The sequence below is a fragment of the Legionella pelazae genome, assembly GCF_052527395.1.
Genome location: NZ_JBNVZS010000010.1, coordinates 1 through 16167, shown reverse-complemented (window position 1 = coordinate 16167; position 16167 = coordinate 1). Strand labels below are relative to the sequence as shown.

Genomic DNA, 16167 nt, shown 5'->3' with positions numbered 1-16167 from the left:
GTTCAATCCTCTATATCACTATTATTTTTATCACGTGAGGCGTTGCGATAAATTTCTATCTCTTGCATTTTGCCTGGCGTAATTTTGCTACAAAAATAATCACCATCCATACAAGCCATACACGTTTTATTTATTTTATATTGGCCACGTCGAGTTACAGCTTCCAATAAATCCTCTTTAGTTTGATAAAGTAAGGCATCAACACCGATAAACTCGGCGATCTCTGCTTCAGTCGAGTTTGCGGCAATTAATTCTTTCTTAGAGGGAATATCAATACCATAGAAACAAGGATTCTTTAATGGTGGGGAAGTAGATACAAAGTAAATCTGCTTAGCACCTGACTCACGAACCATTTTAACAATTTCTCGTGAAGTTGTACCACGAACAATACTATCATCGACAATTAAGACTATTTTGTTTTTAATTTCTGTTCGTTGTGGGGTGAGTTTATGACGGATGCTGCTTGTACGCGCATCTTGGTTTGGCATAATAAAAGTACGACCAATAAAGGGATTTTTATAAAGACCTTCTGAATAACGCACACCAAGTTCATGGGCAAAAGAAAGGGCCGCAGTATTTGCTGTAAATGGCGCAGGGATAACAACATCTGGTAAAAGATTAGGGTATTTTTTCTTCCATTGGATAGCTAGGTTTTGCCCCATACGTAATCGGGCACGATAAACACTGATGTCATTTATGGTGGCATCAGGACGTGAAAAATAGACATATTCAAAAATGCACGGCCTAAACTCGGCTGCTTTAACAACACGCCGATAAAGCTTACCTTGGCTATTTACGTAAGCCACTTCGCCCGGCAAAATATCACCTTGCGGATTGAAACCTAAGGCATAAAAAGGGGTTGTTTCAGAAGCGAAAATAGTATCTAACGTACCCTCTTCGTTTTCTCTTGTGCCCCATACTAAAGGACGAATACCGTGTGGATCTCGAAAAGCAATGAGTCCTTTGCCAATGACTAAACTTACTACAGAATAAGCGCCTTCCAGTTTTGCAAAAAGTAAACCAACAACATCACATAATACATCAAAGAACCTATCATCATCTTCAATAAAACCGGGACTGTTAGCAAGTAAGTCGGCAAAGAGGAGCAATAACACTTCTGAATCCAGGCCGGTATTTAGATGTCGATGTTGCTTACGTATTTCATATGCTAATTCCTGATAATTTGATAAATTACCATTATGGGCGAGCGCAATACCGCGTGGGCTACCAATCCAAAGGGGTTGAACATCGGCCGCACCATAGCCACCCGCTGTAGGATAGCGCGTATGTGCAATACCAACATGACCTTTTAAGGACAGTACATTTTCAGCGGTAAATGTTTCACGAACAAGACCTAATCCATATTTTGAATAGAATCGTTGATCAGAAGTAAGAATTCCTGCAGCGTCTTGGCCACGATGCTGCAAATGAATTAAGCTTTCATATAATTCAGGAGCAACGGCTCTTTGACTATGAATACCGACTATACCGCACATATTTTACTACCTTAAAACTTTAAGCTCATTAATTTTTTAAGCTTTATCACAGTCTAGTCCACAAAATGGTGCTTGAACTTCAATACGAGATAAAAAATTAAAAAATTTTTAAACCTCAGCCTTCAACCTGTAACTTCGCCAACTTAACATCCTGCAACTTGTTCACCGAAATCAGCTATCTAATTATATTGCTGAATCCCGCAGATAAAACAACATAGTTGCTTAGCTAGGTAGACTTCAAACTGTCACTTCTGCGAATTAGAATGTCATCCTCGCGCAGGCGGGAATTCCTAATTTTATAGGCATAGTACGATCACAAGGATGGATTCCCGCCTGCGCGGGAATGGCAAACTATTAATATTTAAAACTTAGTAAAATCCTCTAACCAATATAATCTTTTATATTACGCAAAATTCGCTCCTCTATAGGTTCATCTTGCACTGCGAAGCTAAATTTTTGTCCTGTGATCATTTCATAGAGCTTGATGTATCGAGCTGAAAGCTCTTCAACTAATTCAGTAGGCGCTTGCGGTAATTGTTCATCTTTATAAGGATCACAATTTTTAGAAAACCATAATCTTAAAAACTCTTTATCAATATTTTCAGGCTCTCTGCCTTCAGCTAAACATTGCTCATAACTATTAGCGAGCCAGTAGCGGCTTGAATCAGGTGTGTGTATCTCATCGATAACTATAATGTTGCCTTTTTCATCGCGACCAAATTCATATTTAGTATCGACTAGTATTAAATTTTGTTGCCTAGCAAGTTCTACGCCTCGCTCATATAATTTAATTGCTAAGGCGCTTGCTTCTTCCCAATCCTCTTCAGTCATCCAGCCTTCAGCAATAATTTCTTTTGGCGCAATTGGGCGATCATGAACTTTTTCTTTCGTTGTTGGCGTTAGAACAGGTTTTTCTAATTTTTGATTTTTTTTAAGACCTTCGGGAAAAACAATGCCACAATACTCGCGTACACCTTGGTGATATTGTGTCCATAAAGAAGTATTGGTTGTACCCGTAATATACCCTCTTACAACAAACTCGATTGGAAACACCTTACATTTTTTAGCAATAACCACATTGGGATCAGGCACAGCTAGAAGATGATTAGGTACAATTGGTGATGTTTGCTCAAACCACCAGGCACTTGTTAAATTAAGTACCTGTCCTTTATAAGGAATTAAGGCTAGCGGCCTATCAAAAGCTGTTAACCTATCTGTAGTAATGAGCAATAACTTATCACCTAAATCATAGGTGTCTCTTACCTTGCCTTCCTGCCTAATTCCTAGTGAAAAATTAGTCTTATTTAGACAAAATGGCATAGCGGCCCGAATTTTTTTCCGATAATTATCCATCATATCTGTAGAATTCATGTGCGTACTGATTCCCAATAATATTAGTTAATAAAATTTCATCAAGCATCAAATTAATATTTCCATGCTCACTCTTAAAGTGCCATAAAATACTATGTGTAATAGATTTAACATTTGAAATAAAATAATGCTCGCTTAGTGTTTGCTTAGTACGCTGACCAACTAAATTATCCTTAGCGCGTATTAAGCAAAAGTAATCATTCTCATTAGAATGCGATGGCAAATGAACTTCACGCTCTTTCCGATCACAATATAAAACACCACTTTTTTTAATTTTTTCAAATATTTCTTCCGAGCCGTCACAATCAACTTCCCAATGTATAAAACGATTTACAGTTACAGGAAGGCCTAATTTTCTTAAGGTTTTTTGGACTGTTAAGGCGTGATTATCTGTAATGATTGATTTAACTAAACATTGTTTATGTTTAGGCGCTGGAATAAAAAGTGCTGGTTTGATTACGGTATTTTGATAAGGTTTAACCTGAGCTTCATAGGTAGGCTGCGTTGAAATAATATAATCACGCATAGAATGAAATAAAAGATTACCGTTAGTGGTACGCTCAGGATGTGGCATCATAGCCATGACATTACCAGCTAAGTTGCTAATTGCAGCAATATTATCTATTGAGCCATTAGGATTCACTGGAAAATCATTAATCACTTCACCTTGCTTATTACAATATTGCAATAAGGTTAAATTATGCTCTTTAATAGCCTGCAAGCACGCATCAGACATAATAAATCGTCCTTCTGCATGAGCAACAGGCAAGTGAATAGTGTCGTTAGGTTTTAAATAACGAGTAAAGGCCGTACTTTTAGATTGGCTAGCTAAGCGTATATTGACCCAAGCATTATAAAAGCCCATGCCTAAAATTTTCCCTTCGGTTATGCGCTTATTTTCAGTTAATGCTATTTCAGTCTGTGCTAAGCCAGGAACTAAACCAGATTCCAATAAAATTTGCGCCCCATTACAAATACCAAGCACGGGTTTACCGAGTTCACTTTGTGTCTTAATTTCTTTTATAACAGGGTCAAGGGCCGCAATAATGCCAGCTCGGGAACGATCCTCATAAGAAAAACCACCAATAAGTATAAACCCATCGAAATTTTTTAATTTTTCAAGTGACTCATTCCACAAAAACTCAACGGGCTGCATCCCAGCACGTTTTATTGCTAGTGCGGTTTCACGTTCGCAATTTGATCCTGGAAATTGAATTAAACCAATACGGATCATAATAGCCTCACCCCTGGCCTACCTGGAATAACTTGGCCTATTTTATAAAGTGGAAAAGATGGAAATTCAGCTTGTAAAAACTTATCTAGAAAACTAAAATTTTCAGCTGACAAAAATAATACTAAACCTGCTCCCATATTAAAGGTTCTATACATTTGGTTATCATCTAAATTACCCAGCTTGCGTAATAAGTTAAATAAAGGATGGGAAGGAATCTTCTGCTTATCAATTTCTACAGTACAGTTAGTAGGCAGGATACGAGGTATATTTTCAAGTAAACCACCGCCTGTAATATGCGCCATTCCATTGATAGAAATTCCTTTTTGTAGCGCGCCTAAGATAGGTTTAGTGTAATTAAGATGCGGCGTTAACAATACTTCACCAACTGTTTGACTTAGATCGTCAATGTAAGACTCAACTTTATAGCCTGCTACCTCAAACAACAACTTTCGAGCAAGTGAATAACCATTCGTATGCAAACCACTTGAAGGGAGAGCTGCAACAATATCGCCAGCTTTAATTGCTTGTCCTAAAATAGCTTTCTCTTTTTCAACTACACCTGTAATAACACCCACTAAATCATGTTCGCCAGGTAAATAAGTACCCGGCATTTCAGCAGTTTCACCGCCTACTAAAGAAATATCATTTTCAAGGCAGCCCACCACTATACCTTTAACAATCTGCTCAATTATCTTAGGGTTTAACTGATCATTAGCAATATAATCTAATAAAGTAAGCGGTTTTGCGCCTAAGACAATAATGTCATTAGCAGTAGCACTCACTAAATCAATGCCAATGGTATCGAATTTTTGCATCATTTTCGCAACCATCATCTTAGTCCCGACCCCATCGATACTTTGGACCAGTACTGGATGATTATATTGTTCTAAAAGCACCTTAAGATCATACATTGCACCAAAGCTACCAATATTGGTTAAGACTTGGGGCGAAAAAGTACTTTCTACGGCTTTTTTAATGGCAAAAACAGCTTGATTGCCTGCATCAACATCAACACCCGCTGCTTTATAATCGATACTTGTCATTAAGTTAATTTCTCCCGTAATCCTTGTTGCCAAGCAGTTTTGGCAAGGCTAATAGCTAAATTCAACTGGCCATTTATTTTAAGAATAGGCTCACTTGTTGTTTTCCCTATAATCTGAAAAGGTAGCGAGAAATTATTAAAGAGTTCTTCAATTGCTGATAAATCTTTCCGTGAAATTTCAAGAATAAAACCGCCAGTTTCTGAAAAAAGCTTTTTCTCAAGAGGTAAATGACCTGGTAGCTCAACATCTATACCGATATTATTCTTAAAACTCATCTCAGCGAGTGCCACTGCTACGCCTCCTTCAGAGATATCATGTGCTGATAAGACTAAACCGTGTTTAATAGCGGAAAAAACAGCGGTTATTTCTTGATTAAACAAGGGTAAATCTGGCTTAGGTAATTGATTGCCCAGCCTATTAAACAACTGATAGTAAACACTTCCGCCACACTCATCTTTACGTTCGCCAACAAGTAATAAGATAGAGTCTGGCTGTTTTAAATCATAAGTTAAGGCATTGCGATAATCAGCTAAGAGACCTAGACAGCTAATGATGGGACTTGGCGGAATAGCGCCTTGCTCTGATTCATTATAAAGCGAAACATTACCAGAGATAATAGGAAGAGTCGTTTGCGGGTTGTCCGGCCACTGCACTGCTTTAGAAGCATCAACAATCCCTTTTACTGATTCGACAAACTCACCCATTTGCTTAAGTTTTTCAGGGTTACCAAAACATAGACAATCTGTAAGCGATAAAGGCCACGCACCTACTGCCACAACATTACGTACTGCTTCACAAACAGCGTTGACAGCGCCCCAATAAGCATCAATTTTATTATAACGCGGACTGTGATCGAGTGATAAAGCAATACCGGTTAACTGAATTTCAGGCGGGTATTTATCTTCATTAAAAGGAGCAATAACACCTGCATCAGCCCAACCTGACTCAATAATAGTTCTGCCTTGAACTTGTTTATCATACCGTTCATAAATTGGCTCGCGTGATGCAATATTTTCATGACTTAATAACTTTAACAAAATAGTATTTACATCAGTTGAATCTAGGTGCTCAGGTTCTGGAGCGATTTCCCTAACATATTCATATGGCCTATCATAGAGAATTCCACGTGTAATATCTTGTGCTTTTGCTCTGACAATTGGCTTATCATCATACTGAACAATATATAACCCATCATGACGTAAATTACCAATGACAGTTGCACAAGCACCATCACAAATATCAGGCAACGCAAAACGCTTATTATAATGATCTAAAATAATAGGTACTAAATGTTCAGGTACTGCCCACATAAAACGCTCTTGAGTTTCTGAACACAAAATAACAGCAGGCAATAACCCATCCATACTCGTTGGTACTAGATTAAGGTTAATTTCAGCGCCATAACCGCCAGCATCGGCTAGTTCAACTGATGCACAAGCAATGCCTCCGGCCCCTAAATCCTTAAAACCAACTTGGCTCAGGAGATTTTGCTCACGCAGCCACTCAAATAAAGCATAATTTGCTTTGAGAATATGCCGCTGTAAAAAAGCATTAGGCTCTTGAACCGCGCCTTTATTATCTTCCTCTTGCGCGACATCTAAGTTTGCCGATGCAAAAGCCGCACCGCCAAAACCACTATTGTCAGTGGGTTTACCTACTAATATAAATTTATAATTTTGAGCATTAGGTGGTACATAAGAGTGAATGACATGATCTTCACGGACAACACCAAGAGTAACTAAGGTAACTAAACAATTTTCATTATAAGCTTCATCAAAGTAAGCATCCCCTGCTATATTAGGTATACCTAAGGGATTTGCATAACCGGCAATACCTTGAATGACGCCCTCTGCAATCCAATTGGTTTTCGTTTTATTAATATCGCCAAATCGTAAGCTGTCAGCTACTGCAATAACTTCTGCGCCCATACAACTAACATCACGGACATTACCTCCTACACCCGTTGCCGCCCCTTCATAAGGGACAAGTTGTGAAGGATGATTATGAGATTCATGACTAACGACAATCCCATAGCGATGACCTTGATGATCAGTGGCTACAGCAACAATACCTGCATCTTCTTTTGGGCCTAAAATAACATGCGGTGCTGAGGTTACAAATTGACTTAAGTATTTACGACTACTCTTATACGAGCAATGTTCTGATCCTTGAATAGACCAAAGTATACATTCTGCGTAAGTCGGTGGCCTCTTAAGTAATGAGTTTTGGATAAAAAGGGCTTCATCGACAGTTAAGCGTATATTAAATCTATCAAGCAGGTGAGCAATTTCTTGTGAAGAAAGAGAGGCAAAATCAAAAAAACTGGGTACTTCTTGCATAGACATCACTATCAAACGAGCAAGTGCCGATAAAATAACTATTATTTAATTAAAAATCAAATTTAATCAACACTTTTTTCAATAATTTTACATAATATTCAAACTCTAAATTAAATGGCTGACCAGAAAAACCCTTAAGATAACCTTGATTGCACTCTATAATTTATAAAAAGGCTGTCTGTTTAATATTAGGATAGAACATGAAAATTTCTCGCACAGACTTAGATAAAGCAGTGGAGGAACGTATTCTTAGCTCGGAGCAAGCTCAAGCCCTATATCATTTCATTAAAATTCAGAATAACCAGCAAGTATCATTTAATTTTACAAATGTCTTATATTATTTAGGTGGCTTAGTAGCTATAGGTGCCATGACATTATTTATGAATTTAGGCTGGGAACGTTTTGGCCCTTGGGGTGTTTTTACTATTACAATTATTTACGCTTTAATTGGACTAGTTCTTACCGCACTGTTTGATAGGAAAAATCATAAAACACCAGCTGGAATTTGCGCCACGTTTGTTGTTGCCTTAACACCTCTAGCAATCTACTCACTACAGAAAGCGTTAGGCTACTGGCCGACTGATGAATCTCACTATCGTGATTTTCACACAACTATCCAAGCACAATGGATTATGATGGAGTTTGGAACGTTAATTATTGGGCTTATTTTAGCATGGATTTATCGCTACCCTTTTATGATCATGCCTATTGCTGTAACTCTTTGGTATATGTCTATGGATATTGCTGAATTAATTATGGGAAATTATATCGATTTTGAATTTAAAGCAATTATTTCTATGTATTTTGGCTTAATCATGCTGCTTATTGCCTTTTGGGTTGATATACGCTCTCGTCATACAGTTGATTATGCATTTTGGTTATATATATTTGGCGTTATAACATTTTGGGGAGGAATGACAGCTCAAAGTTCTGATAGTGAACTTTCTAAGTTTTTTTATCTTTGCATCAATTTAATGATGATAGGCATTGGCGTTATTTTAGTAAGACGTGTTTTTGTGGTGTTTGGCGGTATCGGTTGCTGCATTTATCTAGGCCATCTTGCCTGGCAAGTCTTCCAAAATAGTGTTTTATTTCCTGTTGCACTTACCATTATCGGTTTAATCATTATTTATTTAGGGACTTTATGGCAGAAAAATGAAGTAACCTTAACAACTAAAGCGCAATCGTTTTTACCTAAGCCCTTACAAGAATTACTTAGATCGCGCGAATAAAAATTTTATTAAGTTATTAATTCACTATTAATAGCATTTTATTAAAAGAAGGCCTGTACAATATGATAAATAACGAAAATAAATAAAAAAACTATTAAAATCATTGCCCTGACTGAAGAACTGGCGTTTTTATTTATAGGTTTACTACCTTCATTAATATTAACATTAAAACCATAGTCACTTACTAAGTTATAATAAGTATCTTTATCAACAACGATGGCCTGGGGCGGCAGTTGCAACGATTGTGGCTTGACAGAGGTTGCCTTCTTCACAGCTGTCCCGATAGCTAAAAATTCAACTAAACCATTTCCTAATTGATAAACATAGGTTTTAACTCCTACAACATCATCGGCACCCATTGCTTTTGCTGCATCATTAATAATGCCTAAAGAATTTTCTCGAGCATCATAAATTAACCGTGACAACTCAGTTAATTCACCCCGGGCGAATGATTTAATTGCTGAAGTAATCCCACCCACTATTCCTAAAGAATAGACAGAGGTTCCTAATAATAATTGTAAAGGCATGTAACCTAATGATGCCATGTTCCACATTTCTATATTTGTCATATCACTGGTAATAACATCATCTACATCTTTGCCAACTAAAAAAGGCGCTTTTGAAGCAGTACCGATCATCAACATCTCATTAAAACCACCAAAAGGTAAAATAGTCGTTTGAATACCTAATACAGCATTAGCCCGATTTGCCATGGCATGCGCTTTGATTCGTTTTAAAGCAAGATGGCGAGTTGTATTAAAAATATTAGAATATTCCTTAATCTCTCCTCTCATAAGCGTCTTTATACCGCCAATAAATCCTCGGCCAATACCCATTGAATAAGCAACATTACCTAATGCAAAACAAATGGGCTGATAACCAGCATCAAGCTGCGCATAAAGTTCCTGCCCATCAGCTGAAGTTGAAAATAGCCTTAACCCTGTATTATTTGATTTAATGACGGAACCAATAGATAAAAATTCTAAATTTGAGCCATGGAATATTAACTGACTTGTTACGCCTGTAATACCCGATGCATTATGGGCTTCAGCCTCTTTAAACATACGCTTAAGAGCCGTTTCTCGTCCTTCCTCAATTAAGCGAGTCACCTGATTTAATTCACCACCTAACATAGCCTTTAAATTAGAGCCCACACTGCCTATGATCCCTAAACTGTGTACACTATTTCCAACAACAATATTACCCGGTAAGAATCCTTTTTGAGCTAAGCAAAAAAGCTCATTTCCTGATAAGCCTGTTGTAACTGTCATCTTTTTTTCCTTTTTGTTCTAGATCCCTATAACTACTATGCATTAGACTGCTTACCTCATGCAGTGTTCTTTCTTAGAGTGATTACATTAATTATTTTCATGCTCTGATTTAATACTTTTTAAACCGCTAACAGGTATATCAATATTATAAATATAATGTTGAATGATTTGTTTAACTTGCTCACCTGTTAAGGGTTTAGTAATCGCTCCCTCCATATAATAATCATCACAATCATACTTAACGACGTCAGCTTGATAACCCGTGAGGGCAATAATGGGAACATGAAATGAAGTATCTTTTTCCATTTGGCGAATTCTTTTTGCCATGACATAGCCCGAAGTGTCTTCAAGACTAATATCCATTAGGACAATATCATATTTTCCAGGCTTAAATAGTTTTGCAACTTCGCCTTCTGAAGGAGCAACTTCAACTTTGCAATCAAACTGCATAAGTAATGCTTGACCTGCTTTTTGAGCAATAGCATTATCTTCCACTAATAATACTTTAGGTCTATCTTTCTTTGTTTCGTTAAGATGAGTTGAGAGGGAAGTGAGGTTTGGCTTAGCATTATTTTGCTGCAATTGCTGTTTAATTTTTTCAAGTTGCTCTGTTAATAACTTATTCTCTGTAATATCTATTAAAATAACTAGCAGCCCTTCTACCTGATTTGCTTGTTTTAAAAGAGGCACCCTAGTAGCAAGATAATAGGTAACCTTCCCCCCTCTATCAAGTACAGGTTTTTCCGGAGCAGAATAACTGGGCGTATCAGACAGCAAAGCATTAATATCATCCCGTTTAAGCATTTGTGCCCGCTCCTCTGACCACTCGGCAAAAGTTATCAACCGTTGGTAGAAACTTTCCTCTAATTTAGATAAGTCAGTAAGTCCAAGCATCGTTAATACGTTATTATTACAACCTACTAACGTACAATCTTTATCAAGAATATAAACGAGATTAGGTAGAGAATTAATGATATTTTGATAATATTGCTGAAGCATGGAAACCTCATCCTGATTTACTAGATTTATCTTACTAGACATGCTAATACTCCTAATTAAGCTGCATAAAAAGTATAGTACATTCTAGAGGATGAGCAGAAAGCTCAAGATAGGCTAGCCACTTAAGTGATTGATTATTTTAAATCGCTAATACTAGCTTATTTCAATATTTAGGGATAAAGATATGGCAATTTCTTTACGAAATAGCTTAACTTACAAACTTAATACTTATCTCAATTTAAAATTATTTAGCTTGGCCGCATTAGGAGGAATCGGCGTAGGCTCTGCAGTTGTCTTTATCCGTACCTTAGTTGGTCATATTCAAATTCTCTTATTTGGCGTTAATATTAATGCCCAAAGTGCAACCAATGCTCCTTGGGAAAGAATTGTAGGTGTTACTACGGTTGGTGGCTTAATTTTAGGCTTTTTTTTGCTTTTAATTGGCCGCTACGGACGACTAACCCCTGTCGATCCAATTGAGGCTAATGCTATTGAAGGCGGCAAAATGTCTTTTCTGGATTCACTTTCTTTTGTCGGATTATCTATTGTATCCATTTCCATAGGCGGTTCCGTTGGTTTTGAAGCAGCAATGACTCAATTAGGTGCTGGTACTTTAAGCGCTATAGGCCAGTGTTTAAAATTAGAACGGCAGGAATTACGCTTGCTGGTCTCTTGTGGTACAGGCGCTGGCATAGCTGCTATTTTTGGCGCTCCCCTGGCTGGCACTTTCTATGCATTAGAATTAGTAGTTGGCGGGTATGCAACACGCGCATTAATGCCAACCTTACTTGCAAGTGCTCTAAGTAGCTTTATGGTTTATATTTTTCTTGGTTATGAACCACTTTTTAAGGCAAATATCACCGAACACCTTACACTCTGGCACTTTCCATTAGCTATTTTTATAGGCTTTATGTCAGCTATTATTGGTATTATTGTTATGCGAGGCACCACCGGTTTTGAGTCTTTATTAAAACGGTTATGCATTCCTGCCTACATAAAACCTGCCATTGGTGGTTTTCTGCTAGGTGTAATTGCACTTATTGTTCCACAGGTCATGGGTCCTGGACATTACGCTATTAATGAAATCCTTGCTGGATCAAAAATGTTAAATATCATTATCATAATTCTTCTAGCCAAGATCGCCGCTTCCGTTGTTTGCGTGGGTTCAGGATTTCGGGGTGGCTTATTTTCTGCCTCCCTTCTTCTAGGTGCTATCTTAGGCTGTATTATTCACTACCTTATTGTTGTACCTATTTTCGGTGACACTATACCGCTTGATTTGACTATTGTTGCCGGCATGTCAGGTGTCGCTGCATCTATTATTGGAACCCCAGCTGCTATCATACTTCTAGTATTAGAGACAGCAAATCTAAATTTAGGGGTCTTTTCAACCATTGTTACCGTTATCGTAGCAAGTCTATTAACACGCTATCTTTTCGGTTATTCATTCTCAACTTGGCGCTTCCATATCCGTGGTTCCGATATTACAGGCCCACAAGATATTGGCAGGCTAAAAGCATTAACCTTTGGTGATTTGCCTTTAATTAAATTGCCTGTCATAGCAGCTGATACAGCCATTCCTGAAGCCGCTGCAATTGCAACTCAAGCACAAGTCAATTACTTAGCAATTAAAGACAATAAAGAACGTTTTATAGGGCTTATTAATTATTCAGTATTAGCTACAGAGTTAGAAAAAGCTACGCCCCTCTCACTTTATAATCTCATTGAAAAAAATATTCCATGCGTATACCAAAAAGAATCTATTGTTGATTATGTTGATTCGGTCAAAGAAAATAAAATAAAAAGGCTAGCTGTGATTGATGAACATCAACACTTCATTGGACTCGTTTCGGAAGTTTCTATATTGCGTCGTTATTTAATTGAGATTTTAGCAGTTCAAGAGGCGGAATTAGAGCAGTTTGATCACAAGACGAATCACTAACAGTTTACCTCAGCTGTTTCAGTTTTTAGATTAGAAATAAAACTTAATATAAAATTAATAAACATTTGGTATACTATTAATACAAGATATTATTTTACTTTTAATTATTATGACTACTATTAAAGTGTGTCTAACTGGTCCTGAAGGTAGTGGCAAAACTGTATTAGTTCAGAAAATAGTCCAGGGTGATAAATTTCAATTTAATCCCAGCCATGAGTCTACTATGGGCGCTACATTCCGACGTCTAGTGATTAAGTCGGAAAGCAATACTGATGGTGATGGAGCTGATATTTGGGATATTAGCGGAAACCAAAGATATGATTCACTAAAAGCGATGTACTATGAAGGTACAGATATTTTCTTATATTGTGTAGATATGTCAACTGCTCCCTTAAACCAAGAACAATTGGAAAAGGATATTAAAGAGATGCAGAAACAATATCCCAATAGTCAAATTATAGTAGTAGGCACTAAGAGCGACGTACCTTCTAAGTATTTAGAAAAAAATACAACGATTTTTAATAACCTTGTAATAGAGAGTAAAAATGTTAAAAAAATGATAACGTCTAAGGATGATCCCAAAATTAGCGAAAATCTACAGCAAGAATTTATAAAAATAGCGGAAGAAAAGAAAACCCATCAACAACCACCATCTAACCTACAGTCTGCATTTGATACTTCTGTCTTTCCAGCTAGTTATAAAAAGATATGGAATAAAGTTTTTGAAAATCCTAAGAACAGGGCTCTCGGTGCGAATATAGACCTTCGCAATTATCATTGTGCTGTAGAATTATTAAAAGATTACTGTAAAACTGATACGCCTAAATCTAAGTTATCGTCAGGTCTGGGCTCAATAAAATTATTTTTCACCTTTCATTTAGGACGTAATCATACATCCACTGTACGCAAAGTTTTGAGTGAGCCAGACAAAAGTAATTTAAACGTAGAACAGCTTCTTGAGAAGTTAAAGGTTGCGCTTGGTAACTCTAAACTTGAGCCCGATGGAAGCTTAGCAAGACGAATTCGCTTTATTCAAGGCATGACAGGTACAAATGTCATTAATACCGATAATCGGGAGATTTCACCTAATATGGGCCTTTAAGATATTTGTACTAAGTTTAAAAATCTGTGCATGTAGGCATTAGTGATACTTAACGTTCCCTTAACAGTATTAAACATCAATAAGATCACTAATAAAATATATATAAGCTAAAACTTACATTTCTATGTTAAATTGCCACCTAATTAGCTGAGGTATTTTTATACCTCTCAACAGACTTATAGCGAGTATTTCTTGAATTTTATCAAATAAGCAATTAAATAAAATACGAACTCAATTTAACCAGTTGACTAAAATGTAAAACATTATTTGATTTTAATAATCATTTTGTGTTAATATTAAACAATTGTGTATCTGCTATGTAGTTCATCTCTTAATTAACTACATAACTATGGCAAATGAGTTTAATATGGTAGATGTGACAGTATGCATTGTTGGTAATTCGCAAACCGGTAAAACCTCTTTAGCAGTTAGAGCAACTCTACCACACGGGACACCATTTGAACTTTGCAATAGTCATTATCCGCCTACCAAAGGAATAGATCATTTTACAACGATACTAGATCTAAATAGCAATCAACATAGGATTCATATTTGGGAATTCAGCAAAGATGAAAACTATACTAAATTACATAATTCAATCGCTCAAAATGCTCACATTATTGTATACTGCGTAGATATGTCAAAGACGCTGGCTAAGCAAGGTAGCAACCGAAAAGAAATTGAGGAAGACTTAAAAGAGTGGAAACGTAGTTTTCCGAATGCCAAGTTGATCTTGGTAGGCACTAAATGTGATAAATGTAACGATCCTAATAAGGAAGCAAATGAAAATTATCTTAAAACTTTAGCTAGGGAAAACTCTATACCAGTCATGTTTGATTCTAGTAGTGAACCTAATATCAGTGCCATAGATAGATTACATCAAGAATTTTTTAGTTTAGGGGCAGAGGTAAAAAAGGCGCCAAAAGTAGAGAGCCATCCAAGGCAAGCATCGATGGTTACACCAAGAGAGAAAGATAACCCAGCCGCCATTCCATTTAAGACTCCTAAAGAAAAAAAGATATCTTATCCCTCAAGTTATATGAAAATATGTGACAAAGTAAAAGCACAGGATAGTAAGCAGAAACTATCTCCGGAAATAAAAAAAGAGCATAACAAAGCGCTACCAAGCGGAAACAACCCAATAACATACTCACCACAAACAGGGCGACCTAATATAGAACTCCATCGTAAGCAGCCAGCTAACAATAGTCCAATATCCTCACCGACCGTACCACGATCGAATAAAAAAATCGCTCCTAACCCTGATATTGAGCAAAACTATTATTGTGCTTTATCATTATTACAAGATTATTGTAAAATGGATGAAGATGATTTTTCTAAAAACAGCAGAGCTGGTAAATTCTTATCATCAGTGCGTTCTTATTTTTGGTTAGCTGTTACATGTCACCTTGGCCGCAATCATGTAAGGGCTGTACGTAATTTTCTGATAAATCATGAAAGGCTTGCTGAATCTAATAATAATTTCAGAAATGTAACGTGTCTTCTTCAGCGGCTACAGGAATGGCTTGCTAACACAGGCATTAACCTAGAGAAAGAGAAAGAAGGGAGTTTAACAAAGGGAAGTTTAAGAAAACGAATAAAGTTTATAGAGGAGACACTACTTACACCTAGCGACAAGGAAGAACCTAATACTCGCCGCCTGTATCTCGGTTAAGGTAATAAATTAATTCGCTGGATAAAATTGACAGTTTTCTAAAGATTCCGTACAAACATAGCCACCTAAGGTTTCAATCCAGCGATAATCAACACGTGCCGGGATTTTTACTAAAATAGGCCACCAGATTGAATAGTTACCTAAACTATTTTTATAAAAACAAACAACGCCACGGCTGTAAGCACCAGCAACTAAAATATTAGCACGAACGAATTCGGTATTTTCATCCCCTTGGGGTTTATGCTCAGAAAAAGGATTTTCCTGCCACGGCTTAGGTATTTCGCCCCATCTAAGCGAACTTGTGAGCGGATCGGGACAATTAGCAGCAAAAATTAAAGAGAAAGGTAAATTAATCACTAAAACTATACAAAGAATTATGCTTCTCATTAGTATTCTCTCCTGCCTCCTTTTTATGATTATTAAATTGACTTAGTTTATTGTCAAATTTTTTTACCCTTAGAAT

The 16167-nt window shown here is 36.9% G+C and carries 12 protein-coding genes; 4 read left to right on the top strand and 8 right to left on the bottom strand.

From position 1 onward, the window contains the following. Positions 1-2: 2 nt before the first annotated feature. The 5 genes from purF to purL form a co-directional block, all read right to left on the bottom strand. The gene (gene purF / locus ACQUW5_RS10615; RefSeq protein WP_444991225.1) at positions 3-1496 is read right to left on the bottom strand and encodes an amidophosphoribosyltransferase; all 1494 of its coding nucleotides are present in this window, start codon (positions 1494-1496) and stop codon (positions 3-5) included. A gap of 381 nt (positions 1497-1877) precedes the next feature. Then, positions 1878-2867, bottom strand: coding sequence for a phosphoribosylaminoimidazolesuccinocarboxamide synthase (locus ACQUW5_RS10610; protein ID WP_444991224.1), 990 nt, complete (start codon positions 2865-2867; stop codon positions 1878-1880). Continuing rightward, positions 2842-4101, bottom strand: coding sequence for a phosphoribosylformylglycinamidine synthase I (gene purQ / locus ACQUW5_RS10605; protein WP_444991223.1), 1260 nt, complete (start codon positions 4099-4101; stop codon positions 2842-2844). The genes ACQUW5_RS10610 and purQ overlap by 26 nt, the downstream gene beginning before the upstream one ends. Further along, positions 4098-5144, bottom strand: coding sequence for a phosphoribosylformylglycinamidine cyclo-ligase (purM, locus tag ACQUW5_RS10600; protein ID WP_444991222.1), 1047 nt, complete (start codon positions 5142-5144; stop codon positions 4098-4100). Before purM ends, purQ begins: the two co-directional genes overlap by 4 nt. Beyond that, positions 5144-7483: a phosphoribosylformylglycinamidine synthase subunit PurL gene (gene purL / locus ACQUW5_RS10595; RefSeq protein ID WP_444991221.1), complete on the bottom strand. Its 2340-nt coding sequence runs from the start codon at positions 7481-7483 to the stop codon at positions 5144-5146. The genes purM and purL overlap by 1 nt, the downstream gene beginning before the upstream one ends. 200 nt (positions 7484-7683) lie before the next feature. Between purL and ACQUW5_RS10590 the strand changes: the two genes are divergently transcribed. Continuing rightward, positions 7684-8715, top strand: coding sequence for a DUF2157 domain-containing protein (locus tag ACQUW5_RS10590; protein WP_444991220.1), 1032 nt, complete (start codon positions 7684-7686; stop codon positions 8713-8715). A gap of 41 nt (positions 8716-8756) precedes the next feature. Here ACQUW5_RS10590 and ACQUW5_RS10585 read toward each other — a convergent pair whose 3' ends face one another. Beyond that, a complete protein-coding gene (locus tag ACQUW5_RS10585; protein ID WP_444991219.1) occupies positions 8757-9986 on the bottom strand; it encodes a heavy metal-binding domain-containing protein in 1230 nt (409 codons plus the stop codon). A gap of 87 nt (positions 9987-10073) precedes the next feature. Further along, on the bottom strand, positions 10074-11027 hold the full coding sequence (locus ACQUW5_RS10580; protein WP_444991218.1) for a response regulator: 954 nt from the start codon (positions 11025-11027) through the stop codon (positions 10074-10076). A gap of 142 nt (positions 11028-11169) precedes the next feature. Between ACQUW5_RS10580 and ACQUW5_RS10575 the strand changes: the two genes are divergently transcribed. From ACQUW5_RS10575 to ACQUW5_RS10565, 3 genes are all read left to right on the top strand, one after another. Beyond that, a complete protein-coding gene (locus ACQUW5_RS10575) occupies positions 11170-12927 on the top strand; it encodes a chloride channel protein (RefSeq protein ID WP_444991217.1) in 1758 nt (585 codons plus the stop codon). Positions 12928-13036: 109 nt separating this feature from the next. Further along, a complete protein-coding gene (locus ACQUW5_RS10570) occupies positions 13037-14029 on the top strand; it encodes a GTP-binding protein (protein ID WP_444991216.1) in 993 nt (330 codons plus the stop codon). Between the two features lie 367 nt (positions 14030-14396). Further along, entirely contained in the window at positions 14397-15704 is a 1308-nt protein-coding gene (locus tag ACQUW5_RS10565) for a hypothetical protein (protein ID WP_444991215.1), read from the top strand. 9 nt (positions 15705-15713) lie between these two features. Here the strand turns inward: ACQUW5_RS10565 and ACQUW5_RS10560 are convergent, their stop codons facing one another. Next, a complete protein-coding gene (locus ACQUW5_RS10560) occupies positions 15714-16091 on the bottom strand; it encodes a DUF3757 domain-containing protein (protein WP_444991214.1) in 378 nt (125 codons plus the stop codon). Positions 16092-16167 lie beyond the last annotated feature (76 nt).